Raw genomic sequence first — 23,726 nt, 5'->3', positions numbered from 1 at the left:
TCCTTCGGAGCCACCCGCCGACCGGCTTGGTCCGGCGCCGGCCCGTGCGCCCCAATGTGGCGTTCGGTGCGTCAGACGCACCCAATGTGGCGTTCGGTGCGTTGGACGCACCCAACGCCACATTGGGGCGCTTTGGTCAGGGGGCGGGGTGGCGGGCGATCAGCTCGTCCACTTCGTCACCCGTCGCCGAGTCCGCGACGAACGGGCCGCGGGCCGCCAGGACGCCCAGCTGACGCAGGCGGGCCGCCTGGTCGTGGGTGCGGACGCCTTCCGCGCCCACCCGCAGGTCCAGCTCGCGGGCGCGGGTGATCAGCTGGGTCAGGTGCCGGATGTCCGCCTCCGCCGGCTCTGCCGCGTCGAGCGCGTCGACCACCGGGCCGGACAGGATCACGTGGCGGATCGGGAGCTGGTGCTGGGGGATCAGCTCCAGGTCCGCCGAGCCCGAAATCGTCAGGACGAGCTGCGCGCCGAGGTCGGACAGCACCGCGAACGACTCCAGGACCTCGCCGCTCGGGTCGAGGACCGAGGCGGGGTCGGTGCACAGGCGCAGGGACTTCGCCGGCAGCTCGTGCTTGTCCAGCTGCTCCTTCACCAGCAGGACCAGGTCCGGGTCGATGGCCAGCCGCGCCGGGAGGCGGACGCAGACGTCCGGGGCCGCGTCGCCGAAGCGGGTGCGCCAGCGGGACGTCGCCGCCAGGGACTCGGCGAGCAGCCAGCGGCCCAGCGGCACCGTCATGCCCGTCGTCTGGGCCAGCGGGTAGAACTCGTCGGAGCTCAGCTCGCCCTTCTCCGGGTGGTTCCACCGCAGCCCGGCGTTGACCGCGGCGAGCTCGTCCGTGCGGGCGAGCCGGACCGTCGGCTGGTAGACGAGTGAGAACTCGCCGTTCTCCAGCGCGCCGGCGATCACCGCGCCGAGCTGGTAGCGGCCGCGGTCGCGGGCGTCGAGCTCCGGGTCGAACAGCATCCACTGCGCCTTGCCGGCCTCCTTGGCCCGGTGCAGCGCGATTTCCGCCGCCCGCAGCAGCTCGGCCGCGCCGCCCTCGACGGCCGCGCGCACCACGATGCCCGCGCTCGCGCTGACGCCGATGCCGTGCCCGCCGAGGTAGATCGGCTCGTTGAGGTCCTCCAGCGCGCGCTCGACCAGCTCGACGACCTCGGTGGCCGCGAGCCGGCCCCGCAGCAGCACCGCGAAGCCGTCGCCGGAGAGCCGCGCGACGAACCCGTCGTGGGGGCCGGTGAAGACGGCCGACAGCTTGGCGGCCACCCCGCGCAGCACCTGGTCGCCGACGCCGGCGCCGAGGCCGTCGTTGATCACCTTGAAGCCGTCGACGTCGAGGTAGATCAGCGCGATGTCGTCGTGCGCGCCGGCGCCGAGCGCGGCTTCCAGCTTGGTGGTGAACGACGACGCGTTCGGCAGCCCGGTCAGCGGATCGTGCACGTTCTGGTGCAGCAGCCGTTCCTGCAGCAGGTGCAGCTCGTTCGCGTCCGACACCATCAGCACCGGGTAGGCCGACCCCGGCTCGTCGCCGGGCAGCCGGGCGAGCGTGACGTCGGTCCAGAGCTGCCCGTCGTCGGCGTGGTCGAGCAGCATCCGCTCCTGGTACCGCTCGCGCGCGCTGCGCACCTGCTCGAGCCCCGCCTTGAGCCGCGAGACGTCGTGGTCGGTCGAGCCGAGGTCGGTGAGGTGCCGGCCCCGCAGCTTCTCCGGCGAGCAGCCGAGCAGCTGGCCCAGCGCGAGGTTCGCCTCGACGATTTCGCCGTCCGGGTCGGCCAGCGCGATCCCCATCGGCGACGCGGCGTAGAGCGCGGAGAACCGCAGCCGCGCTCCTTCGTGCCGGGAGCCGGCGTGGTCGGCCGCCTCGTTCGCGACCTCCAGCAAGAGCGGTTCGAGCTCCTCCGGGGGAAGTGTTACTCCTTTGGTGTCGGCCAACGTCGCCGCCCACCGGCGAGCCACGTCCAGCAGTCCTGGCGCGGCACCGGGCTCAGGCACACTCCACCTCTTCACGCACAGGTCAGGCCAGTTCAGCCGCGGTGCCGGGGGTCCGGAAGCCACAACGGGTACCCCTCGCCCGCGACCGATGCCACGCCATCATGCGAGTAACGGGGTGTCTACCGGCTGAACGAGTGAACGACTGTCCACATGAGGTGACATCTTGTCACGGCCTGTGTGCCGTGGTAGCCGGTGCCCGCGTCAGCGCGGGGTCAGCCGCACCGGCAGACCGTCGGCCGGGACCGGCAGCGAGACGTAATCCCACTTCGCGGTGTAACTCTCCGGAACCGACCAGCGGTAGGCGCGCAGCATTTCGTGCATCAGCAACTTCACCTCGAGACCGCCGAAGTGGAGGCCGATGCACTTGTGCGCGCCGCCGCCGAAGGGCATCCACGCCATCCGGTGCGACTTGTCCTCGCGGCGCGGCTCGGCGAAGCGCTCCGGGTCGAACTCGAAGGGGTTCGTCCAGCACTCCGGCGTGAAGTGGTTGATCGTGGGCGAGACGCCGACCAGCGTGTTCGCCGGGATGTAGTGCCCGAGCACCTCGGTGTCCTTGACGGTCTGGCGGGTCAGCGTCGGCACCGGCGCGACCAGCCGGAGCGCCTCCTTCATGACCAGGTCGAGCGTCTCGAGCCGGTCGACGGCGTCGATGTCGAGGACGTCGTCGCCCAGCGCCAGCGACTCCGCGCGGGCGCGTTCCTGCCACTCGGGGTGCTTGGCCAGGTAGTACGCCATGGCGCTGCTGGTGATGGTCGTCGTGTCGTGCGCGGCCATCATCAGGAAGATCATGTGGTTGACGATGTCGGTGTCGGTGAACCGGTCGCCGTCCTCGGTGGTGGCGTGGCAGAGCGCGGAGAACAGGTCGTCGCCGTCGGAAGCCCGCTTGGCGGGCAGGTTTTCGCCGAAGTAGCGCTCCAGGACGCGGCGCCCGTGCAGACCGGCCGACCAGCGCCCGCCCGGCACCGGGAAGCGCACGAACGCGGTGCCGGCGCGCACGGAGTCGACGAACGCGCGGTTGATCCGGTGCGCGTCGGAGCCGCTGCGCATGCCCATGAACACGCGCGTCGCGACGTCGAGGGTCAGCTGCTTGAGCGCCCAGTAAAGCCGCGGCCGCCCGCTCGACTCCCAGCTCGCGACGCCTTCGCGCAGCGCGGGGCCCATCTCGTTGACGTAGCCGGTCAAGCGCTGGCGGGTGAAGGCTTCCTGCATGATCCGGCGGTGCAGGTGGTGCTCGCCGAAGTCCATCAGCATCAGGCCGCGCTCGAAGAACTTCTCGATGAAGAACTTCCAGCCCTCCTGGGAGAACGCCTTGTCCTTGTTGACGAGCGCGATCTGCGTGGCTTCCGGCCCGGACAGCGCGACGATCTTGCGCCCGAAACCGGCGGTCCACGACACCGGGCCGTAGAGCTCGTGGCGGCGCAGGCCGAAGGCGGGGCCGAAGCGCATCATCTCGAGCATGTGCCCGACCACCGGCGGGCCTTCGTCGCCGAGCACGGGCTTGAGGCCGCTGCCCGCGGGCGGCGTGGCGAGTTCCTTGACCGGCCAGCGCGACCGCAGCCAGCGCTCGTCGACCCCGCGGGGGAGGGGGAGCGCCGTCAACGGCGGCACGCGTTCGCGCAGTGCTTCGGCGGCTCGGCTCACGGTGCCCGTCAAGGTGACCATCTCCCCACTGAGATCGGCTAGGCCTCCACGATGCACCCTTGTTGACGGTCTGACAACACCTGGGTTGCCGTCCTTTCGGGTGGTCGCTTCCGGAACCCGCTCGGGTTGACGCCGCGGACCCGTTTGAAGGCGGCGCTGAACGCGAAGGGGTCGGCGTACCCGACTTCACGCGCGACCGTCGCCACGCTGGCGCCGTCGAGGAGGAGGTCGGCGGCGAGCGTCATGCGGCGGCGGGTGAGGTAGGTCAGCGGCGGTTCACCCATGAGGTCGGCGAAGCGCTTGGCGAGCGTCGAACGCGAAACGCCGGCGCGCCCGGCCAGCGCGCCGACCGTCCAGGGCGCCGCGGGCTCGTCGTGCAGCAGCCGCAGCGCGTGGCCGACCACCGGGTCGCGCTGGGCGGTCCACCACGCCGGCGGCTCGCCGCCGGGCCGGTCGAACCACTCGCGCAGTGTGCAGACGAGCATCCAGTCGAGCAGCCGGTCGAGGACGACCTGCTGGCCCGGCGTGTCGGCGGCGACTTCGGCGGCGAGGTGGTCCAGGACGGCGTCCCCGGTGCCGCCGCCGTCCACGCGCAGCACGACGGGCAGCGCGTCCAGCAGCGGACGGCTGATCTCCCCGCCGACCGGGTAGGCGCCGACGATCAGCGTCACGGCGCCTACCCCGGGTTCGTACCAGCCGCGCCGGTGCCGCGTCCCGCCCAGTTCCGGCGCGGCGCAGAACTCACCGCAGTCGACGGGTTCGGCGTCGTTGCCGAGCTCGTCGACGAAGCGGAAGGTGCCGGGCCCGCGCACGACGACGGTGTCGTAGGCCCGCAGCGGCTCGGGCGGACCTTCGTCCGGCACGATCCAGCCGGCGCCGTCGAGGACGGTGCAGAGGGTGAGCGGGGCCCCGTCGACGAAGTTCAGTGACCAGGGCGGCGACAGGGCGGAGCTGCCGAAGAGCGAGCCGTGCGCGCGCACGCCGCGGAAGAGGTCGCCCAGGATGTCCATCCTCAGACGATCGCACAGGCGTTCCGGCTTTTCACCCATGGGATCGTCCGGGCCGGGCGGGTTGAATCGGGGTCATGGACACACTGACCCCTTCGGACCTCGAGTTCCTCCGCCGCCCGCTGCACGGCTTCCTGACGGTGGCGGGCGGGCCACCGCGCCCGGTGTGGTTCGAGGCGACCGCGACGGGCACGCTGCAGCTGTTCTCCGAACCGGACGCGCCGAAGGTCCGCCGCCTCCGCCGAGACCCCCGCGCGTCGATCATCGTGGCGGCCCCGGTCGGCGAGCGCGAACGGTGGATTTCGGTCGCGGGCAGCGTTTCCTTCGAACCGGACGGCGCCCATGACTTGGCCGAGCGCCTGGCGGCCCGCTACTGGAACCTCGACGACCCGTCCCGCGCCGCCGACCTGAAGGAACTGCTGGCCGTGGACCAGCTCCGCCTGGTCCTCCACCCGGACCAGGTGCGCCGCTACGCGTACTGAAAAGCCGTGAAGGCCTCCTTACCGGCCCTAAGCGCCGGTAAGGAGGCCTTCACGGCTTTTGACGCCGGAACTGTCGTACCCCGCCGGTAAAGTGGAGACCGCGGGGCGCAGCCCAGCGCAGCCGTCAGGTCAGCTCGGCGCGCACCTCGGCCGCCGCGGCCACCAGGTTGCGCAGGGCCGGCTCCACCTCCGCGTAGCCCCGCGTCTTCAGCCCGCAGTCCGGGTTCACCCACACCCGCGAAGCCGGCACCGCGCCCACCGCCGTCCGCAGCGCCGCGGCCACCTCGCCGGCCGGCGGCACCCGCGGCGAATGGATGTCGTACACCCCCGGCCCGACGCCGCGGCCGAAGCCCGCCGCGTCGAGGTCCGCCAGCACCTCCATCTTCGAGCGCGCCGCTTCAATCGACGTGACGTCCGCGTCCAGCGCGTCGATCGCCGGCAGGACCTCGCCGAACTCCGAGTAGCACATGTGCGTGTGGATCTGGGTCGCGTCCGCGATGCCCGACGTCGCGAGCCGGAACGCCGAGACCGCCCACTCGAAGTACGCCTCGTGCGCGGAACGCCGCAGCGGCAGCAGTTCCCGCAACGCCGGCTCGTCGACCTGGACGATGCGGATGCCCGCGGCCTCCAGGTCGCGGACCTCGTCGCGGATCGCCAGCGCCACCTGCCGGGCGGTGTCGGTCAGTGACTGGTCGTCGCGGACGAACGACCACGCCAGGATCGTCACCGGGCCGGTGAGCATCCCCTTGACCGGCTTGCGCGTCAGGCTCTGCGCGTACCGGGCCCACGAAACGGTCATCGGCGCCGGCCGCGAGACGTCGCCGTAGAGGATCGGCGGGCGGACGCAGCGGGAGCCGTAGGACTGCACCCAGCCGTGCGCGGTCGCGGCGAACCCGCTCAGCTGCTCGGCGAAGTACTGCACCATGTCGTTGCGCTCCGGCTCGCCGTGCACCAGCACGTCCAGCCCCAGCTCCTCCTGCAGCCGCACGACCCGCGCCACCTCGAGGCGCATCGCGGCGTCGTACCCGGCGTCGTCGAGCGTCCCCGCCCGGTGCGCCGCCCGCGCCCGCCGCACGTCGGCGGTCTGCGGGAACGAGCCGATCGTCGTGGTCGGCAACGGCGGCAGTCCGAGCGCGGCCTGCTGCGCGGCGGCACGCTGCTCGTACGGCGCCCGCGGAGCCGCCTCGAGCGCGGCCAGCCGGGCACGTACCTGCGAATCGGCCAATTCGGCCGCCGACGCCCGGTCCGCGACCGCCGCCCGCGCCGCCGCCAGGTCCGGGGACTCGCCCCGCAGCGCGCGGCCGAGCAGCACGACCTCGTCGACCTTCTGCCGCGCGAAGGCGAGCCAGCTCTTCAACCGCGGGTGCAGGTCCTCGCGCGAGACGTCGTAGGGCACGTGCAGCAGCGAGCACGACGTCGAGACGCTCACGGCCTTCGCGACGCCCAGCAGCGTCGCGGCCTTGCTCAGCGCCCGGTGCGGGTCGGTCCGCCAGACGTTGCGCCCGTCGACGACGCCGGCCACGACCTCCTTGTCCCGCAACGCCGGTTCGGCCGCCACGGCGTCCACAAAGGACTCGTCGCTGACCAGGTCGACGGCGAGCGCGTCGATGGGCGCGCGGGCCAGCGCGCCGAGCCCGCGGCCCAGCCCGCCGAAGTACCCGGCCACCAGCAGCTTCGGCCGGGCCGCCGCCTTCCCCAGCCAGTGGTAGGCGCGGATCAGCGCGTTCAGTTCGGCTTCGGTGCGGTCGCCGGCGAACGCCGGTTCGTCGAGCTGCACCCACTCCACGCCCTCGTCGTGCAGCTGCGCCAGCAGGTCGGCGTAGCGGGGGAGCAGCGCGTCGAGCAGGTCCAGCGGGGCGAATCCGCCGGTGCCCTTGCTCAGCACCAGGAACGTCACCGGGCCGACGAGCACCGGCCGCGTCTCGATCCCGAGGGCGCGAGCTTCCCGGTACTCGTCGAGGGGCTTGGTCCCGGCGAGCGTGAACTCGGTGTCCGGGCCCAGTTCGGGGACGAGGTAGTGGTAGTTCGTGTCGAACCACTTCGTCATTTCCAGCGCGGGCGCGTCCTGGACACCCCGCGCCGCGGCGAAATAGGTGTCGAGCGGCGAAAGACCCGGCCGGGCGGGCAGCACGCCGAACAGCTCGGCGGTGTCGAGCACGTGGTCGTAGTGCGAGAACGTGTTGGACGGGATCGAGTCCAGCCCGGCGTCCCGCAGCTCGCGCCAGGTCCGTTCCCGCAGGCCGAGGCCGACGGCGCGCAACGCGGCCTCGTCGATCTTGCCCGCCCAGTAGCGCTCGAGGGCGCGTTTGAGCTCCCGGTCCGGGCCGATCCGGGGGTAGCCGAGCACAGTGGTGCCGATGGTCACAGCTCTCTCCTCGCGAGCTAGTCCGAAGAGTCCGGACGCGCGCGAAGGCGAGCGTTTCGGTCGTGCCCATCCCGCGAGGCCCGGACTCGCGCACGCCGTCGGCGTCCGCACCACGGGCAGGTCTTCGGACTCGTGGGCGAACCGCTCGCGCCTACCGGCCGTCGCTTCCCAAGCTCGCGCTCAGTGCTCTTTGACGGCTTTCGTTCCCACTCACCGCTGCGGGGCAGTCCCGGATTCGCACCGGGTTCCCTGTTGCCTCCCCGGGACGTCGGAAACCCGCACCGGGGAACCAGTGGCGTGGCCGAGTCTAGGACATCGGCCGGGCGGGCGGTACCGGGCGCGGACCCGGCACACTGGGGACGTGACCGCCTGGACCCACGAAGACCTCGCCCTGTTCGCCGAGCACCCGTCCCTCGTCCTGACCGCCGGGGACGGCGGCGGGCCCGGCGTGGAGATCGGCATGGCGGTGGTCGGCGGCGAGCTCTACGTCCGCGCCTACCGCGGCGTCGGCTCGCGCTGGTACGTGGCGGCGCGGGACCACGGCCGCGGCCGGATCGAGGTGGGCGGCGGCACCCGCGAGGTCGTGCTCACGACCGCCGGGTTCGACCCGCCCGCCGGGGTCGACGCCGCCTTCGCCGGCAAGTACGGCCCGGCGGCCGAGGCCCTCGTCGCGAGTCCGCAGGCCGGGGCCGCGACGATCCGGATCGATCCCCGGGCGTGAAAAAGCCCGGCCACGCACCAAGGCGTGGCCGGGCTTTCGCGTGAGGACTCAGTCCCAGTCGAGAGCGCCGCCCGACTGGTACTCGATGACGCGGGTCTCGAAGAAGTTCTTCTCCTTCTTCAGGTCCATCGCCTCGGACATCCACGGGAACGGGTTCTCGGTCTCACCGAAGATCGGGGCGAGCCCGATCTGCTGCGCGCGGCGGTCGGTGATGAAGTGCATGTACTGCTCGCACAGCTGCGCCGACAGGCCGAGCATGCCGCGCGGCATGGTGTCGCGGGCGTAGTTGACCTCGAGCTCGCAAGCCTCCTTCAGCATCCCGCGCACCTCCTCCTGGAACTCGGGGGTCCACAGGTGCGGGTTCTCGATCTTGATCTGGTTGATGCAGTCGATGCCGAAGTTCAGGTGGATCGACTCGTCGCGCAGGATGTACTGGTACTGCTCGGCGATGCCGACCATCTTGTTGCGGCGGCCCAGCGACAGGATCTGCGCGAAGCCGGTGTAGAACCACATGCCCTCGAAGATCACGTAGAACGCCACGAGGTCACGCAGGAACGCCGTGTCGGCTTCCGGCGTGCCGGTCTCGAAGTCCGGGTCCTCCAGGTGCTGCGTGTACTTCAGCGCCCACGCGTCCTTGTCCGAAATGGACGGGACCTCGCGGTACATGTTGAACAGCTCGCCCTCGACCAGGCCGAGGCTTTCGCAGATGTACTGGAAGGTGTGCGTGTGCACGGCTTCCTCGAACGCCTGGCGCAGCAGGTACTGGCGGCACTCGGGGTTGGTGATCTGGCGGTACACCGCGAGCACGATGTTGTTGGCCACCAACGACTCCGCGGTCGCGAAGAAGCCGAGGTTGCGCTTGAGCATCTGCCGCTCGTCCTCGGTGAGGCCGTCCTTCGACTTCCACAGCGCGATGTCGGCCTGCATGGCGACCTCGGTCGGCATCCAGTGGTTGTTGCAGCCGGCCAGGTACTTCTCCCAGGCCCAGGTGTACTTCATCGGCAGCAGCTGGTTGACGTCGGCGCGCGCGTTGATCATGCGCTTGTCGTCGACGTTGATCCGGGCGGCGCCGACCTCGATCTCCCCGAGGCCGGTCGCGCCGGCGGTCTCCAAGTTGGTCATATCGCTCACTTCAGGCTGGCGGGGTCGTGAGTGTTTAGTCGGGTTCTAACCCGACTAAACACTCACGACCGGCGGCGGGCTTACTGGCAGGCTTCGCAGTCGGGGTCGTCGATGCGGCAGGCGGCGCCTTCGGTCGCGACGAAGTCGACGTCGGGCTCGGGCTTCGGCGCCGGGGCGGGCGTCGGCGCGGGGGCCGGGACGGCCGCGGCGGGGGCCGGGGCGGGGGTGGCCGGGGCCGGGGTGGCCGAGACGGCGTTCAGCTTGCCGTCGGTGCCGCGCAGGGTGCTCTTCTCCACGTGCGTCGCGGACTGGGCCCGCAGGTAGTACGTGGTCTTGAGGCCCTTGTGCCACGCGTAGCGGTACAGCTGGTCGAGCTTGCGCCCGCTCGGCGCCGCGATGTACAGGTTCAGCGACTGCGCCTGGTCGATCCACTTCTGGCGCACCGAACCGGCGTCGACGATCCACTTCGACTCGATCTCGAACGCCGTGGCGTACAGCGCCTTCAGGTCGTCCGGCACGCGGTCGATCTGACCCAGCGAACCGTCGAAGTACTTCAGGTCGCTCACCATGACCTCGTCCCACAGCCCGCGCTGCTTGAGCGAGCGGACCAGGTGCGGGTTGACGACGGTGAAGTCGCCGGACATGTTCGACTTGACGAACAGGTTCTGGAACAGCGGCTCGATCGACTGCCCGACGCCGGAGATGTTGGAGATCGTCGCGGTCGGCGCGATCGCCATCACGTTGGAGTTGCGCATGCCGACGGTCTTCACGCGCTCGCGCAGCGGCGCCCAGTCCAAAGTGGACGAGGTGTCGACGTCGAGGGCGTCACCCTGGCGCGCGTCGATGAGCAGCTGCAGCGAGTCGATCGGCAGGATGCCCTTGCTCCACAGCGATCCCTCGAACGACTGGTACTGACCGCGCTCCTCGGCGAGGTCGGTCGACGCCGAGATCGCGTAGTAGGAGAGGTGCTCCATCGAGACGTCGGCGAACTTCACGGCCTCTTCGGAGGCGAAGGGGACGCCGATCTCGAACAGCGCGTCCTGGAAGCCCATGATGCCCAGGCCGACCGGGCGGTGGCGCAGGTTGGAGCGGCGCGCCTCCGGGATCGTGTAGAAGTTGATGTCGATCACGTTGTCCAGCATGCGGACGGCGGTGCGCACGGTCTTCTCGAGCCGGGCGGTGTCCAAACCGGACGGGGTGACGTGCTTGAGCAGGTTCACCGAACCGAGGTTGCAGACCGCGACCTCTTCGCTGTTGGTGTTCAGCGTGATCTCGGTGCACAGGTTGGACGAGTGCACGACGCCGACGTGCTGCTGCGGCGAGCGCAGGTTGCACGGGTCCTTGAACGTGATCCACGGGTGGCCGGTCTCGAACAGCATGGTCAGCATGCGGCGCCACAGCTCGACCGCGCGGATCTTGCGGAACACCTTGATCTCGCCGCGCTCGGCCTTCGCCTCGTACTCGCGGTAGCGGGCGGCGAACTCGTTGCCGTACAGGTCGTGCAGGTCCGGGGTCTCGTTCGGCGAGAACAGCGTCCACTCGGCGTTCGCCTCGACGCGGCGGAGGAACTCGTCCGGCACCCAGTTGGCGGTGTTCATGTCGTGGGTGCGGCGACGGTCGTCACCGGTGTTCTTGCGCAGGTCGAGGAATTCCTCGATGTCCACGTGCCACGTCTCGAGGTACGCGCACGCCGCGCCCTTGCGCTTGCCGCCCTGGTTGACCGCGACGGCGGTGTCGTTGGCGATCTTGAGGAACGGCACGACGCCCTGCGACTGGCCGTTGGTGCCCTTGATGTGCGCGCCGAGGCCGCGGACCGGGGTCCAGTCGTTGCCGAGGCCGCCCGAGTACTTCGCCAGCAGCGCGTTGTTCTTGTACGCCTGGAAGATCGAGTCCAGGTCGTCGTCCACAGTGGTCAGGAAGCAGGACGACAGCTGCGGGCGCGTGGTGCCCGAGTTGAACAGCGTCGGCGTGGACGCCATGAAGTGGAAGCTCGAGAGCAACTCGTAGAACTCGATCGCACGGGCTTCCTTGTCACTCTCGCGGATGGCGAGACCCATCGCGACGCGCATGAAGAACGCCTGCGGCAGCTCGAAGCGGGTGCCGTCGTGGTGCTGGAAGTACCGGTCGTACAGCGTCTGCAGACCGAGGAACCCGAAGTCGAGGTCGCGCTCCGGCCGGATCGCGGCGGTGATCTTGTCGAGGTCGAAGCGCAGCAGCTCGGCGTCGACCAGCTCCAGCTCGACCGCGCGGCGCAGGTAGGCACGGAAGTACGGCGCGTACTCGGTGGTCATCTCGTCCTGGCTGGCCTGGCGCGGCTTCTTCGCCAGGTAGCTCAGCGCCTCGCCGCGCAGCTTGTCCAGCAGCAGGCGGGCGGAGACGTAGGAGTAGTTCGGCTCCTGCTCGACCAGCACGCGGGCGGCCAGGACCTGGGCCAGCGCCAGCTCGTCGGCGCTGATGCCGTCGTAGAGGTTGCGCTTGGCCTCGGCCAGCACCGGCTCCGCGGAGACGTCTTCGAGACCGGCGACGGCTTCTCCCACGACGTGGGACACGCGGGCCCAGTCGAGCGGGCGCAGGACGCCGTCGGCGCCCTTGACGTTCAGCGCGACCTCGGTGGCGGCGGGCTTGGCGGCCTCGCGGGCCTTGCTGCGCTCCTCGCGGTAGAGGACGTAGGCGCGAGCGACCTTGTGGTGCTCGCCGCGCATCAGCGCGAGCTCGACGATGTCCTGGATCTGCTCGATGTGCAGGGCGGTTTCGGGGCCGGCGTGGCGCAGCAGGGTGGCCTCGACCTGCTGGGTCAGCTCCGCGACGACGTGGTGCACGCGGGAGGACGCGGCGGCGTCGCCACCCTCGACCGCGAGGAACGCCTTGGTCAACGCGACCGAGATCTTCCCGGCGTCGAACGGCGACACGCTGCCGTCCCGCCGGATGACCCGGATCGCGGTGGGTGTGTCCGCGGCGGAGGGCCGCTGACCGGTTTCGACTGACATGCGTGTCTCCAACTTTTCGGGCGCGTTCGATCGCCGCACGGCCTCACGAGGCCGTGCGCAGGTGTTTCTCCAGGCTGCTTGGCAGGTCTTGCGCAGCGGTCTCCCCGTCGCTGGGGCCTGCCGGTTCCCAGAGACTACATGTAGGGGTGCCTGCCCGCACGGGCCCCCAGATGGCGTGTCGCGAGTTCACTCTGACGGGATTGTGTGATCACCCAGAGAAGTACTTCACCGCGCGATCGCGGGGTTTCGCGGGTACCTTCCGCAGCCGTTCAGGCGCCGAAGCGCAACGTCGAAGAAGGCAGCTCCAGGCTCGCCACCGGCCGCCGCCCGGCGAGGTAGCCCAGGGGGCCGTCCGGGTTGAAGCTCCAGTCCGCCGACGCCGGGCGCGGGCGGATCTTCGCGCCGACCGGCGTCCGCAGCAGGCCGTCGCGCGACTGGACCACCTCGAACGACGTCGGGACCCGCACCGGCAGGCCCGGGCGGCGCTTGAACGCCGCCGTCGCGATCCAGTCGTCGGAAGTGGCCGCGGTCGCCGTGAAGGTGGGGCCGCCGGTGAAGTCCAGGGTCGCCAGGTCCTTCGGGATGGCCCACAGCTCGCGGCCGCCCGCCAGGGACGCCTCGCTGTCGACCCAGATCTCCGTGATCGAGCAGGACACCCGGCGCGCCTTGATCGACACCGCGGCCAGGAGCTCGTGGTAGGCCAGCTGCCCCGGCGGGGTGTAGTCGATCCACGCCGTGAACACCGATGCGTGCCCGGCGATCACCAGGGGCTCGGCGGGAACCGCGGGCAGGTCCGAGACCGGCACGCGCCAGACCGAGACCCTCGCGTCGGCGGTCAGGTGCCAGGGCTGCGGCGGGTAGAGGCTCATTCGGTCACCCAAGGGAGGTAGGAGGGGAGGTCCTGGTCCACGCGCAGGCCCCACGACGGCGGCCGCTTCTGCAGGAACGACAGGACGCCCTCGACGGCGTCCGGGTTCGAGCCCAGGCCGCCGATCAGGCGGGAGTCGAGTTCGTGCACCGGGAACGGCGATTCCGCGCTCGCCATTCGGTAGAGCAGCTGGCGGGTCACCGCGACCGACACCGGCGCGGTGTTCGCGACGATCTCGCGGGCGAGCTTGTACGCCGCGTCGAGCACCGTCCCCACCGGGAAGACCTGGTGCACGAGGCCCTTCTCCAGCGCCTCCGCCGCGGGGAAGACGCGGCCGCTGATCATCCAGTCCAGCGCCGTTCCCATCCCGACCAGCCGGGGGAGGAACCACGCCGACGCGCCTTCGGGGTAGATCCCGCGGCGCGTGAACACGAAACCGAAGCGCGAGTCCTCCGAGGCGAGCCGGTAGTCGCACGACAGAGTGATCGTGATCCCGCCGCCGACCGCCGCGCCGTGCAGGGCCGCGATCACCGGCTTGTTCATCGTGAAGATCCGCTTCGAGCACCGGCCGGCGGGCTCCTGCCACGCCGCGTCCGGGCCGGTCGACGGGTCGAAGTCGAAGCCGCCCTGCGAGAGGTCGGCCCCCACGCAGAAGTCCTTGCCCGCGCCGGTCAGCACGACGACGCGGACGTCTTCGTCGCGGTCGGCGCGGTCCATCGCCTCGCTGAGCTCGTCGGCCATCCGGATCGTGTAGCCGTTGCGCGCCTCGGGGCGGTTCAGCGTCACCGTGGCGATCCGGTCCGCGACGGCGTAGGTGATCTCGGCCATGGCGACGAACGTAGTGCGGCCCGCCGTTACTGGCAAGATGTCAATAGCGTGAGCGCCCGCCTCAGGACACCACCGGCTCGCCGAACTCCTCGTCGAGCTTGCGGGCCATGTCGGCCCGCCCGATCTTGAGCCACACCTCGCGGGCCGCGCGGACGTAGCGGGTGCGGTCCGCGCCGTCGCTGAGCCGGGCCAGCCGCTGGTACGTCGTGCCGGCGCTGTAGGGCTGCGGGATCCGTTCGTAGAGCGGCAGCGCCCGCTGGTAGCACTCGACGGCGGCCGCGCGGTCGCCGCCGGCCAGCGCGGCGTCGCCCAGGAACTTGACGCTGTTCGCCTCGCCGAGGGTGTTCCCCAGCTGCTGGTACAGGGTGTTGGCGCGCTGGTAGCCGTCCGCGGCCGCGGCCGGGTCGCCGCCGGCCAGCGCGACGTCGCCGAGGCCCTTGGTGCAGTTCGCCTGGCCCAGCACGTCGCCGATCTCCTCGAACAACGCCAGTGCCTGGGCGAAGCGGCGGCCCGCCTGGGCGTGCTCGCCCAGCTTGCGCGCGACGTTGCCGAGCCGCCGGGTGCAGTTGGCCTGCCCCAGCAGTTCCCCGATCCGCTCGTAGACCGGCCGGGCTTCCTCGTAGTGCGCGATGGCTTCGGCGTACTCGTCGCGGCTGAGCGCGAGGTCGCCCAGCGACTTGACGCAGTCGGCCTGCCCGTGGAGGTCGCCGGCTTCGGTGTACAGCGCCCGCGCGCGCCGGTAGTGCGCGTCGGCGGTCGCGTAGTCGTCGTGGACGAGCGCCGCGTCGCCGAGACGACGGCCGCAGTCGCCCTCGCCGCCGCGGTCGCCGATCCGCCGGTACAGCTCCTCCGCCTGCCGGTAGAGCTCGGTGACGTCGGCCTGGTCGGTCCGCGAGTACGCGAGGTCCCCGAGCGCCACCAGCAGTTTCGCCTCGCGGCGGAGATCGCCGGCGCGGTTCGCGGCTTCCCGGGCGGTGTGCAGGATCCGGGCCGAGCCGAGCCCGGTCGCGGCGAGGTACTTGGCCAGCGCGATGGCCGCGTCGAGGGCCGGGACCGGGTCTTCGGCCGCGAGCCCGCGCTCGAGCATCGCGTCGACGTTGCCGTACTCCGCGGTGAGCCGCGTGACGGCTTCGGCCCCGCCGGCCCGGTCGATCCGCGCCGCCCACCGGACGGCCAGCCCGGACCAGTGCCGGACCAGCAGGTCCAGGTCTTCGGCGGGGATCGGGTGGGTCGTCTCGACGTGGTCGCGGATCGGGCGCAGCACGTGCAGCCGGTCGGCTTCGTCGAACGCGAGCCCCGCCTTGCGCAGCGTCGACGCCGCTTCGGGGTCCTCGGGCACGAGCACGTCGAGGTCCGCGTGCGCGATGCCGTCCGGCAGCACGGAAAGCAGGCCGAGCAGCCGGCGCGCGGTGCCCGTCATACGTGGTCCGTTGATCGACACTTCGAAGGACACCTCCGGCCCGGCGCGGAAGCCGAGGCTACCGCTGGTGATCAAGGAATGCCGCTTCGCCCGCCAGCGGCGCCACAGGCCCGCGAGGTCCGGTTCGCCTTCGGCCCGGTACGCCAGCAGCTCGACGGTCAGCGGCAGGCCGTCCTGCGCGACGAGCAGTGGTTCGAGGACCGGGTCGGCCGCGAACCGGCGGCCCGCCACGGAAAGGAAGAGCTCACGCGCGTCGGCCAGCTTCAGCGGTGGCACTTCGACGGCGTCGCACCAGGGGACGCCCGGCGGCCGCTGCCTGCCGCGCGCGGTCAGCACGAGGGCGAGCCCGGGCACCCCGGCCAGCTCGGCGAGCGCGGCCTCCGTGCCCTCGCGGTCGGCTTCCCACGGCGTCTCCCCGTTGTCGAGCACCAGCGCCGCGGGGGCGGCCGCCAGCGCGGCGAGCACCTGCGCCCGGGGGTCTGCGCCGGGTGACAACCCCATCGCGGCGAGGATTTCCGGGTGCAGCTCGGCGCCGCCGCGGGTGGTGGCGCACCGGACGAACCAGCGGCGGGCGCCGAAACGGGCGACCACCGCGGGGTCGTGCAACGCGGCCGCCGAGACCGTGCTCTTGCCGATCCCGGGCGGCCCGAGGACCGGGATCGGCCGCACCGGGTCCGCGAGCACGGCGGTGACGAGCGCTTCGACCAGCGCGTCCCGGCCGAAGCAGCGGGGGCGGGGCGGCAGCCGGCCCGCCGGGCCCGGGGCCGCGTCCGCTTTCGCGGCGGGCAGGCCGAGCAGGAAGCCCGCCAGCTCGGCCCGGTCCTCGCCGTAGGGCAACGGCGTGATCGCGGTCCCGGTCAGCGCGGGCACCTCCCGGGCCAGGCAAAGCCGGTAGTGCCGGTACTCCGAACCGGTGAGCACGCGGCTGATCCAGTCGAGCAGCGCGCCGAAGTTGGGGTCGCCCAGACCCGCGCCGAACCCGACGAACACCATGGTCCGCAGCGTGGCGAGCGCGCGCTGGATCGTCTGCGCGTGGTCGGCGCCGAGGACGGCTTCGTACGAGCGGACGCCGAGCACGACCGACGCGGGATCCCGCCAGTGGCCGTGCAGGTGCAGCACACCCGGTTCGTCCCCGCGGAGCACCCGCTCGACCCGCGCGCCGTCGCGCCAGGTCACCGGCGGCAGGCCGGTGACGTCCTCGATGAGCCCGTCGTAGTTGGTGGTGGCCAGCGGGACGCCGAGGGCGGCCAGCGCCCGGATGACCGCGTGGTCGTGGACGCGCAGCGCGCCGACGGTTTTGCGCAGCCAGCGGGCGTACTCACCGCCGCCGGGCGCGCCGAGCCGGGTCGCGATGTTCTCCGCGGCGGACAGCAGTTCGACCAGGTCGCCGCTGTCGATCTGGGCGTGCAGCCGGTCCGCCCAGCCGGCGGGCAGCCCGGGCACGACCGTCTCGCACGTCCGGACGCCGTGGCGCAGCAACCCGGTCCAGCTCGCGACGGGCGTCCCGCCGGTCGCCTACCGGGAGGCGATCTGGGTGGCCAGGGCTTCGGCGAGCGGCCTGCTCATGGTGCCCCGGGCGTGGTGCGGGTCGCGGACCAGCCGCGCAGCCAGTCCGCCAGGCCGGGACCGTGCCCCGCCCCGTGCCGGTCGGTGCCGTCGTTCTCCGGCGCGTGCTGCTTCCGTGCGCCGGGTAGGGGTTCGACACGCAAAAGCAGGCCGCGGGCCGGTGGTGTGGGGGTCATGACGGCGCCTCCTCGACGACAATTAGGCCGGCCGACGTCAGTTCGGCCAGCAGCGCGCGGACGGTGGCCGCGTCCACTGTGGACCCGGGCAGCGCGGCCAGGTCCGCGATCGTCCGGCCCGCGCCCTCGGCCAGCGCGGTGAGCACCGGTTCGGCGGCGCCGGCGAAGACCCACTGGTGCCCGGCGGCGAAGAGGACCACGGTGCCGTCCGGGCGGCGCCGGACCGCCGCGCGCGTGGTCAGCAGCCGCGCGACGGCGTCGTCGCCCGGCGGCAGCGCTTCGGGTGTCGCGCCCCACGGCAGGCGGATCCCCGGGGCCAGCCGGGCGTTCCCGTCGTGTTCGAGCAGGAAGCGGTCGACGGCTTCGGCGTCGAAGTACTCGCCGATGGCCGCGTACAGGGTCTCGGCGAGTTCCTTGCGCCGCTCCGGCGCGGCGAAGCGCGGCAGGTCCCGCCGGAACCGCTCGTCGGCGCGCAGCCGGTCGACCAGCCACTCGGCGAGGTCGATCCCGGTGGCGGGCGCGAACCCGAAGGTCAGGTGCAGCGACGGGGTGCCGAGCGCGGCGACGTCGTGCCAGTGGCCGCGCGGCAGGTACAGCACGTCGCCCGCTTCGAGCAGGTACTCCGCGACCGGGTCACCTTCGGGTGGCGGTGGCGCCTCGACGTCCCGGTAGAGCGGGAACGGCCTGGTGGGGCCGTAGAGGCGCCAGTTCTTGCGGCCGGCGACCTGGAGCGCGAGGACGTCGTGGTTGTCCCAGTGGACGTCGAACCCGTGCGAGGTGCCCCAGCTGGCGTAGAGGTTGACCTGGACCTGTTCGCGCAGGTCGCGCTCCAGCGCGGCGGCGAGCGCGCCGACCGGGCCGTGCAGTTCTTCGACGGCGTCGACGACCAGCGTCGCGCCCTCGCGGAGCTGGCCGAGCAACGCGCCGGTGATCAGCCGCCGCGCGTGCCCGCCGTCCCGCAACGGGACTTCGTCGACGTAGGCGGCGGGATCGACGTCGGCGCCGCCGCGCACGAGGCGCAGCCGCGGCGGGACGAGCCGGTTCCGCTCGAGCAGGTCGTTGAGCGCGGACCAGGGGAGCACCGGGTCGAAGGCGGCGGCCCCGCCGCGGAACAAGGCGTGTTCGCGGCCGTGGGAATCGCCCAGGAACCGACTCACGGGGGTCGGGGTGATCAGGTCGGCCAGCGTGCGAGGAGGCGTCATGTCTCCCACGGATCCTGTGGTCGTTTCCGGCGTCTCCCCAGCATACGCGGTCCGGGCAAGAAACAATCAGGCGCGCTTGATTTTTCCGGCGGCCGGTGCCACGCTGGGCGCCAGGACGCAAGGAGGCGGCGGATGGCGGACCTCGGCGTGATCCTCGGGGATCTCGACGCGGAATCACTGGCGATCGACGACGTGGTGGCGGACCTGCCCGCGTCGGACTGGGCGCGGGCGACACCCGCCGAGGGGTGGACGATCGCGCACCAGATCGCGCACCTGGCCTGGACCGACCGCAAGGCCTTGATCGCCGCGGCCCACCCGGAGAAGTGGCAGGCCGAGGTCGAAGAGCTCCTCAAGGCCGGGGAGACCTACGTCGACGACGGCGCCGCGGCCGGGGCCGAGCGCCCGCCGCGGGAGATCCTCGAAGACTGGCGTTCCGGGCGGGCCGCGCTTGCCGAAGCCCTCGCCGCGGTGCCGGCCGGGCAGAAGCTGCCCTGGTACGGCCCGCCGATGAGCGCGGCCTCGATGGCGACCGCGCGCATGATGGAGACCTGGGCCCACGGCCAGGACGTCTTCGACGCGCTCGGCCTGACCCGCGAGCCCACCGCGCGGCTGTGGCACATCGCCCGCTTCGGCACGCGCACCCGCGACTTCGCCTACCTGGCCCACTCGCTCGCGCCGCCGGCCGAGGAGTTCCGCGTCGAGCTGACCGCACCCGACGGCTCCCCCTGGGCGTTCGGCCCGGAGGACGCCGAGCAGAAGCTCACCGGCAGCGCCGTGGACTTCTGCCTGGTCGTCACCCAGCGGCGGCACCCGGCCGACACCGATCTGGTGGCGGACGGCGCCGACGTCGAAGAGTGGCTGACCGTCGCGCAGGCCTTCGCCGGTCCGCCCGGTGCGGGCCGGAAGCCAGGGCAGTTCGCATGACCTACCGCATCGGCAACGCGTCCGGCTTCTACGGCGACCGGTTCTCCGCGGTCCGCGAGATGCTCACCGGCGGACCGCTCGACGTCCTGACCGGCGACTACCTCGCCGAGCTGACCATGCTCATCCTCGGCCGCGACCGGATGAAGGACGCCAATCGCGGCTACGCCAAGACGTTTCTCCGCCAGATGGAGGAAAACCTCGGGCTGGCGCGGGAAAAGGGCGTCAAGATCGTCGCCAACGCGGGCGGGCTCAACCCGGCCGGGCTCGCGGACGCCCTGCGGGAGCTGGCCGCGAAGCTGGGGCTCGACGTCAAGATCGCGCACGTCGAAGGCGACGACCTGGTCGCCCGCGCGGACGAGCTCGGTCTCGGGAAACCGTTGACCGCCAACGCTTATCTCGGTGCCTGGGGCATCGTCGAGTGCCTGAACGCGGGCGCGGACGTCGTCGTCACCGGGCGAGTCACCGACGCCTCGGTGATCGTCGGCCCGGCCGCCGCGCACTACGGCTGGGCCCGCGACGACTTCGACGCCCTCGCCGGCGCGGTCGCCGCCGGGCACGTCATCGAGTGCGGCGCGCAGGCCACCGGCGGCAACTACGCCTTCTTCACCGAGCATTCCCTGGGGGTGCCGGGCTTCCCGATCGCCGAGATCGAGGCCGACGGCTCCAGCGTCATCACCAAGCACCCGGGCACCGGGGGAGTGGTGAACGCCGGGACGGTCACCGCGCAGCTGCTCTACGAGATCACCGGCGCGCGGTACGCCGGGCCGGACGTCACGACCCGGTTCGACACGCTCTCGCTGACCGAAGACGGACCCGATCGCGTGCGCATTTCGGGCGTCCGGGGGGAAGCTCCGCCGCCGACGCTGAAGGTCGCGCTCAACACCCTCGGCGGGTTCCGCAACGAGACGACGTTCGTCCTCACCGGACTCGACATCGAGGCGAAAGCCGCGCTGGTGAAGGAACAACTCGAAGGAGCGCTCAAGGACCGGCCCCCCGCCGAGGTCAAGTGGACACTCGCCCGCACCGACCACGCCGACGCCGACACCGAGCAGACCGCGAGCGCGCTCCTGCACGTCGCCGTCAAGGACGCCGACCCGAAGGTGGCCGGGCGCGCGTTCACCGGGGCCGCCGTGGAGCTGGCGCTGGCCAGCTACCCGGGCTTCCACGTCACCGCACCGCCTTCGGACGCCTCCCCCTTCGGCGTCTACACCGCGGCCTATGTGGACGCTGCCGAGGTCCCGCACGTCGCCGTGCTGCCGGACGGCATGCGTGTCGACATAGCACCTTCGGCGTCCACTCGGGACTTGTCCGAAGTGGACGAGCCCGCGCTGCCCGAACCCCTCGGCCACGGCCCGGTCCGCCGGGTGCCGCTCGGCACGATCGCCGGCGCCCGCAGCGGCGACAAGGGCGGCAACGCCAACCTCGGCGTCTGGGTGCGCTCCGAAGAAGCGTGGCGCTGGCTCGTGCACCGGCTGACCGTCACCGAGTTCAAGCTCCTGCTGCCCGAAACCGCCGACCTGCCGGTGACGCGCTACCTGCTGCCGAACCTGCGGGCGATGAACTTCGTCGTCGAAGGCATCCTCGGGCAGGGGGTCGCGTCGCAGGCGCGGTTCGACCCGCAGGCCAAGGCCTTCGGCGAATGGCTGCGGTCGCGTGAGATCGACGTCCCGGAGGTGCTCCTGTGACCGACCCCTTCCGGACGCCCGAACGGGCCGAGCTGCGCAAGACCGTCCGCAAGTTCGTCGAGCAGGAGGTCCTGCCGCACCTCGACGACTGGGAGCGGGCCGGCGAACTGCCCCGGGACCTGCACCGCAAAGCCGGTGAGCTGGGCCTGCTCGGCGTCGCCTTCCCCGAGGAGATCGGCGGGGGCGACGGCAACTACCTCGACGCGCTGGTCGTCGCCGAGGAGATGCACTACGCCGGCGGCTCCGGCGGGCTGTTCGCGTCGCTGTTCACCTGCGGCATCGCCGTCCCGCACATCGCCGAGGCGAACGATCCCGTGCAGATCGAACGCTGGGTCCGCCCGACGCTCGCCGGGGACAAGATCGGCTCCCTGGCGGTGACCGAGCCGGACGGCGGCTCCGACGTCGCCGGGATCCGGACCACCGCGGTCCGCGAGGGCGACGAGTACGTCATCAACGGCGCCAAGACCTACATCACCTCCGGCTGCCGCGCGGACTTCGTGACGACCGTGGTGCGCACCGGGGGCGACGGCGCCCACGGGCTCTCGCTGATCGTCGTCGAACGCGGGACGCCCGGGTTCACCGTTTCCCGCAAGCTCGAAAAGATGGGCTGGCTCTGCTCGGACACCGCCGAACTGTCCTACGTGGACGTCCGGGTGCCGGTGGAGAACCTGGTGGGCGCCGAGAACAGCGGCTTCGCGCAGGTCGCCACCCAGTTCGTCACCGAACGGCTTTCGCTGGCCGTGCAGGCGTACGCGCACGCCCAGCGGGCCCTCGACCTGACCCTGGACTGGTGCCGGCTGCGCGAGACGTTCGGCCGCCCGCTCATCTCGCGGCAGGTCGTGCAGCACAAGCTCACCGAGATGGCGCGCAAGGTGGACGTGGCGCGGACCTACACCCGGCAGGCCGCGATCCGGCACGTCTCGGGCGAGGAAGTCATCGCCGAAGCCTGTTTCGCCAAGAACACCGCCGTCGAGGCCGCCGAATGGGTGGTCAACGAGGCCGTCCAGCTGCACGGCGGGCTCGGCTACATGCGCGAGTCCGAAGTGGAGCGCCACTACCGCGACGTCCGGATCCTCGGCATCGGCGGCGGCACCACCGAGATCCTCACCGGCCTGGCCGCGAAGCGATTGGGATACACCTCGTGACAACCCTGAGGTCCACAGTGGACACGCGGGCCGCCGACTTCGGCGCGAACCGCGAGGCGATGCTGGAGAAGCTCGCCGAGATCGACACCGAGCAGGCGAAGGCCGTGGCCGGCGGCGGCGAGAAGTACGTCGAACGCCACCGCAAGCGCGGCAAGCTCCTCGCGCGGGAGCGGATCGAGCTGCTGCTCGACGAGGACTCGCCGTTCCTGGAGCTCTCGCCGCTGGCGGCCTGGGGCACCGACTACCGCGTCGGCGCCAGCCTGGTGACCGGCATCGGCGTCGTCGAAGGCGTCGAGTGCCTGATCTCGGCCAGCGACCCGACGGTCAAGGGCGGCGCGAGCAACCCCTGGACGACGAAGAAGTCCTTCCGGGCGGCAGACATCGCCGCGCAGAACCGGCTGCCGTCGATCAACCTCGTCGAGTCCGGTGGCGCGGACCTGCCGACGCAGAAGGAGATCTTCATCCCCGGCGGCCGGATCTTCCGCGACATCACGCGGGCTTCGGCCGCGGGCTGCCCGACGGTCGCGCTGGTCTTCGGCAACTCCACCGCCGGCGGGGCGTACCTGCCGGGCATGTCGGACTACGTCGTGATGGTCAAAGAACGCGCGAAGGTGTTCCTCGGCGGGCCGCCGCTGGTCAAGATGGCCACCGGCGAGGAGTCCGACGACGAGTCGCTCGGCGGCGCCGAGATGCACGCGCGGACGTCCGGCCTGGCCGACTACCTGGCCGTCGACGAGCAGGACGCGATCCGCTTGGGCCGCAACATCATCAAGCGGCTCAACTGGACCAAGCAGGGCCCGACACCGAAGCCGGACTACGCCGAGCCGCTGTACGACACCGAGGACCTGCTCGGCATCGTGCCGACCGACCTCAAGGTGCCGTTCGACCCGCGCGAGGTCATCGCCCGGGTGGTCGACGGCTCCGACTTCGACGAGTTCAAGCCGCTGTACGGGTCTTCGCTGGTGACGGGCTGGGCGAGCATCCACGGCTACCCGGTCGGCGTCCTGGCCAACGCGCAGGGCGTGCTGTTCGGCGAGGAGTCGCAGAAGGCCGCGCAGTTCATCCAGCTGGCCAACCAGATCCACACGCCGCTGGTGTTCCTGCACAACACGACCGGCTACATGGTCGGCAAGGAGTACGAGCAGAGCGGCATCATCAAGCACGGCGCGATGATGATCAACGCCGTGTCGAACTCCAAGGTGCCGCACCTGTCCGTCCTCATGGGAGCGTCCTACGGCGCCGGGCACTACGGCATGTGCGGCCGCGCCTACGATCCGCGCTTCCTGTTCGCGTGGCCGAGCGCGAAGTCCGCGGTGATGGGACCGGCGCAGCTGGCCGGCGTGCTGTCCATTGTGGCCCGAGCGGCCGCCGAAAGCCGCGGCCAGGAGTACAACGAGGAGCACGACAAGGCCATGCGCGCCATGGTGGAAGGCCAGATCGAGGCCGAGTCGATGCCGATGTTCCTCTCCGGCATGCTCTACGACGACGGCATCATCGACCCGCGCGACACCCGCACCGTGCTGGGGCTGAGCCTGTCGGCGATCCACAATGGACCAGTGAAGGGCGCCGAGGGCTTCGGCGTCTTCCGGATGTGAGT

The 23,726-nt window shown here is 71.6% G+C and carries 17 protein-coding genes and 1 riboswitch; of the genes, 6 read left to right on the top strand and 11 right to left on the bottom strand.

The annotated features are described in order from the left end of the window. Nucleotides 1–136 precede the first annotated feature (136 nt). The 3 genes from SD460_RS35625 to SD460_RS35615 form a co-directional block, all read right to left on the bottom strand. Entirely contained in the window at nt 137–1,954 is a 1,818-nt protein-coding gene (locus tag SD460_RS35625; protein ID WP_290061804.1) for a putative bifunctional diguanylate cyclase/phosphodiesterase, read from the bottom strand. Nucleotides 1,955–2,191: 237 nt separating this feature from the next. Next, nucleotides 2,192–3,652: a cytochrome P450 gene (locus tag SD460_RS35620; protein WP_290061801.1), complete on the bottom strand. Its 1,461-nt coding sequence runs from the start codon at nt 3,650–3,652 to the stop codon at nt 2,192–2,194. Nucleotides 3,653–3,669: 17 nt separating this feature from the next. Further along, nucleotides 3,670–4,641 (bottom strand): AraC family transcriptional regulator, encoded by a 972-nt coding sequence (locus SD460_RS35615; RefSeq protein WP_318307350.1) that lies wholly within the window; start codon nt 4,639–4,641, stop codon nt 3,670–3,672. A 74-nt stretch (nt 4,642–4,715) separates the two neighbouring features. Here SD460_RS35615 and SD460_RS35610 point away from each other — a divergent pair, with 74 nt between their 5' ends. Continuing rightward, the gene (locus tag SD460_RS35610) at nt 4,716–5,120 is read left to right on the top strand and encodes a pyridoxamine 5'-phosphate oxidase family protein (RefSeq protein WP_290061799.1); all 405 of its coding nucleotides are present in this window, start codon (nt 4,716–4,718) and stop codon (nt 5,118–5,120) included. Nucleotides 5,121–5,244: 124 nt separating this feature from the next. On the opposite strand, the gene metE is transcribed toward SD460_RS35610, so the two are convergent. After that, entirely contained in the window at nt 5,245–7,485 is a 2,241-nt protein-coding gene (gene metE / locus SD460_RS35605; protein ID WP_318307349.1) for a 5-methyltetrahydropteroyltriglutamate--homocysteine S-methyltransferase, read from the bottom strand. 98 nt (nt 7,486–7,583) lie between these two features. After that, nucleotides 7,584–7,780: riboswitch (cobalamin riboswitch) on the bottom strand. A 66-nt stretch (nt 7,781–7,846) separates the two neighbouring features. Here metE and SD460_RS35600 point away from each other — a divergent pair. Next, nucleotides 7,847–8,206, top strand: coding sequence for a DUF2255 family protein (locus tag SD460_RS35600; protein WP_290061797.1), 360 nt, complete (start codon nt 7,847–7,849; stop codon nt 8,204–8,206). A gap of 48 nt (nt 8,207–8,254) precedes the next feature. Here SD460_RS35600 and SD460_RS35595 read toward each other — a convergent pair whose 3' ends face one another. The 7 genes from SD460_RS35595 to SD460_RS35565 form a co-directional block, all read right to left on the bottom strand. Continuing rightward, nucleotides 8,255–9,328 carry a ribonucleotide-diphosphate reductase subunit beta gene (locus SD460_RS35595; protein WP_290061795.1) on the bottom strand — a complete coding sequence of 358 codons (1,074 nt, stop codon included), beginning with the start codon at nt 9,326–9,328 and terminating at the stop codon, nt 8,255–8,257. A gap of 80 nt (nt 9,329–9,408) precedes the next feature. Beyond that, the gene (locus tag SD460_RS35590; RefSeq protein ID WP_318307348.1) at nt 9,409–12,315 is read right to left on the bottom strand and encodes a ribonucleoside-diphosphate reductase subunit alpha; all 2,907 of its coding nucleotides are present in this window, start codon (nt 12,313–12,315) and stop codon (nt 9,409–9,411) included. Between the two features lie 269 nt (nt 12,316–12,584). Then, complete coding sequence (locus tag SD460_RS35585) at nt 12,585–13,184, bottom strand: acetoacetate decarboxylase family protein (RefSeq protein WP_290058763.1); 600 nt, start codon at nt 13,182–13,184, stop codon at nt 12,585–12,587. Further along, complete coding sequence (locus tag SD460_RS35580) at nt 13,181–14,011, bottom strand: enoyl-CoA hydratase-related protein (protein ID WP_290058762.1); 831 nt, start codon at nt 14,009–14,011, stop codon at nt 13,181–13,183. The genes SD460_RS35585 and SD460_RS35580 overlap by 4 nt, the downstream gene beginning before the upstream one ends. Nucleotides 14,012–14,072: 61 nt before the next feature. Further along, complete coding sequence (locus SD460_RS35575; RefSeq protein WP_290058761.1) at nt 14,073–16,910, bottom strand: tetratricopeptide repeat protein; 2,838 nt, start codon at nt 16,908–16,910, stop codon at nt 14,073–14,075. An 83-nt stretch (nt 16,911–16,993) separates the two neighbouring features. Continuing rightward, complete coding sequence (locus SD460_RS35570; RefSeq protein ID WP_290058759.1) at nt 16,994–17,173, bottom strand: hypothetical protein; 180 nt, start codon at nt 17,171–17,173, stop codon at nt 16,994–16,996. Continuing rightward, complete coding sequence (locus SD460_RS35565; RefSeq protein WP_318307347.1) at nt 17,170–18,375, bottom strand: cupin domain-containing protein; 1,206 nt, start codon at nt 18,373–18,375, stop codon at nt 17,170–17,172. The genes SD460_RS35570 and SD460_RS35565 overlap by 4 nt, the downstream gene beginning before the upstream one ends. A gap of 132 nt (nt 18,376–18,507) precedes the next feature. On the opposite strand from SD460_RS35565, the gene SD460_RS35560 reads away from it, so the two are divergent. From SD460_RS35560 to SD460_RS35545, 4 genes are read left to right on the top strand one after another with little or no spacing between them, the layout of a single operon-like run. Further along, complete coding sequence (locus SD460_RS35560) at nt 18,508–19,299, top strand: TIGR03084 family metal-binding protein (protein ID WP_290058756.1); 792 nt, start codon at nt 18,508–18,510, stop codon at nt 19,297–19,299. Then, the gene (locus tag SD460_RS35555; RefSeq protein ID WP_290058754.1) at nt 19,296–20,984 is read left to right on the top strand and encodes an acyclic terpene utilization AtuA family protein; all 1,689 of its coding nucleotides are present in this window, start codon (nt 19,296–19,298) and stop codon (nt 20,982–20,984) included. The genes SD460_RS35560 and SD460_RS35555 overlap by 4 nt, the downstream gene beginning before the upstream one ends. Beyond that, the gene (locus SD460_RS35550; protein ID WP_290058752.1) at nt 20,981–22,129 is read left to right on the top strand and encodes an acyl-CoA dehydrogenase family protein; all 1,149 of its coding nucleotides are present in this window, start codon (nt 20,981–20,983) and stop codon (nt 22,127–22,129) included. Before SD460_RS35555 ends, SD460_RS35550 begins: the two co-directional genes overlap by 4 nt. Then, on the top strand, nt 22,126–23,724 hold the full coding sequence (locus SD460_RS35545; RefSeq protein ID WP_290058751.1) for an acyl-CoA carboxylase subunit beta: 1,599 nt from the start codon (nt 22,126–22,128) through the stop codon (nt 23,722–23,724). The genes SD460_RS35550 and SD460_RS35545 overlap by 4 nt, the downstream gene beginning before the upstream one ends. Nucleotides 23,725–23,726 lie beyond the last annotated feature (2 nt).

It is taken from the genome of Amycolatopsis solani (genome assembly GCF_033441515.1).
Classification (GTDB): domain Bacteria; phylum Actinomycetota; class Actinomycetes; order Mycobacteriales; family Pseudonocardiaceae; genus Amycolatopsis; species Amycolatopsis solani.
The sequence above is the reverse complement of the archived record's forward strand: the minus strand, read 5'-3'. Positions and strand labels throughout refer to the sequence as shown.

What these genes read in the sequence shown, in the direction of transcription:
- SD460_RS35620 (WP_290061801.1), bottom strand. Translation starts at nt 3,652, where the DNA reads ATGGTCACCTTGACGGGCACCGTGAGCCGAGCCGCCGAAGCACTGCGC.
- SD460_RS35615 (WP_318307350.1), bottom strand. Translation starts at nt 4,641, where the DNA reads ATGGACATCCTGGGCGACCTCTTCCGCGGCGTGCGCGCGCACGGCTCG.
- SD460_RS35610 (WP_290061799.1), top strand. Translation starts at nt 4,716, where the DNA reads ATGGACACACTGACCCCTTCGGACCTCGAGTTCCTCCGCCGCCCGCTG.
- SD460_RS35595 (WP_290061795.1), bottom strand. Translation starts at nt 9,328, where the DNA reads ATGACCAACTTGGAGACCGCCGGCGCGACCGGCCTCGGGGAGATCGAG.
- SD460_RS35590 (WP_318307348.1), bottom strand. Translation starts at nt 12,315, where the DNA reads ATGTCAGTCGAAACCGGTCAGCGGCCCTCCGCCGCGGACACACCCACC.
- SD460_RS35585 (WP_290058763.1), bottom strand. Translation starts at nt 13,184, where the DNA reads ATGAGCCTCTACCCGCCGCAGCCCTGGCACCTGACCGCCGACGCGAGG.
- SD460_RS35580 (WP_290058762.1), bottom strand. Translation starts at nt 14,011, where the DNA reads ATGGCCGAGATCACCTACGCCGTCGCGGACCGGATCGCCACGGTGACG.
- SD460_RS35570 (WP_290058759.1), bottom strand. Translation starts at nt 17,173, where the DNA reads ATGACCCCCACACCACCGGCCCGCGGCCTGCTTTTGCGTGTCGAACCC.
- SD460_RS35565 (WP_318307347.1), bottom strand. Translation starts at nt 18,375, where the DNA reads ATGACGCCTCCTCGCACGCTGGCCGACCTGATCACCCCGACCCCCGTG.
- SD460_RS35560 (WP_290058756.1), top strand. Translation starts at nt 18,508, where the DNA reads ATGGCGGACCTCGGCGTGATCCTCGGGGATCTCGACGCGGAATCACTG.
- SD460_RS35555 (WP_290058754.1), top strand. Translation starts at nt 19,296, where the DNA reads ATGACCTACCGCATCGGCAACGCGTCCGGCTTCTACGGCGACCGGTTC.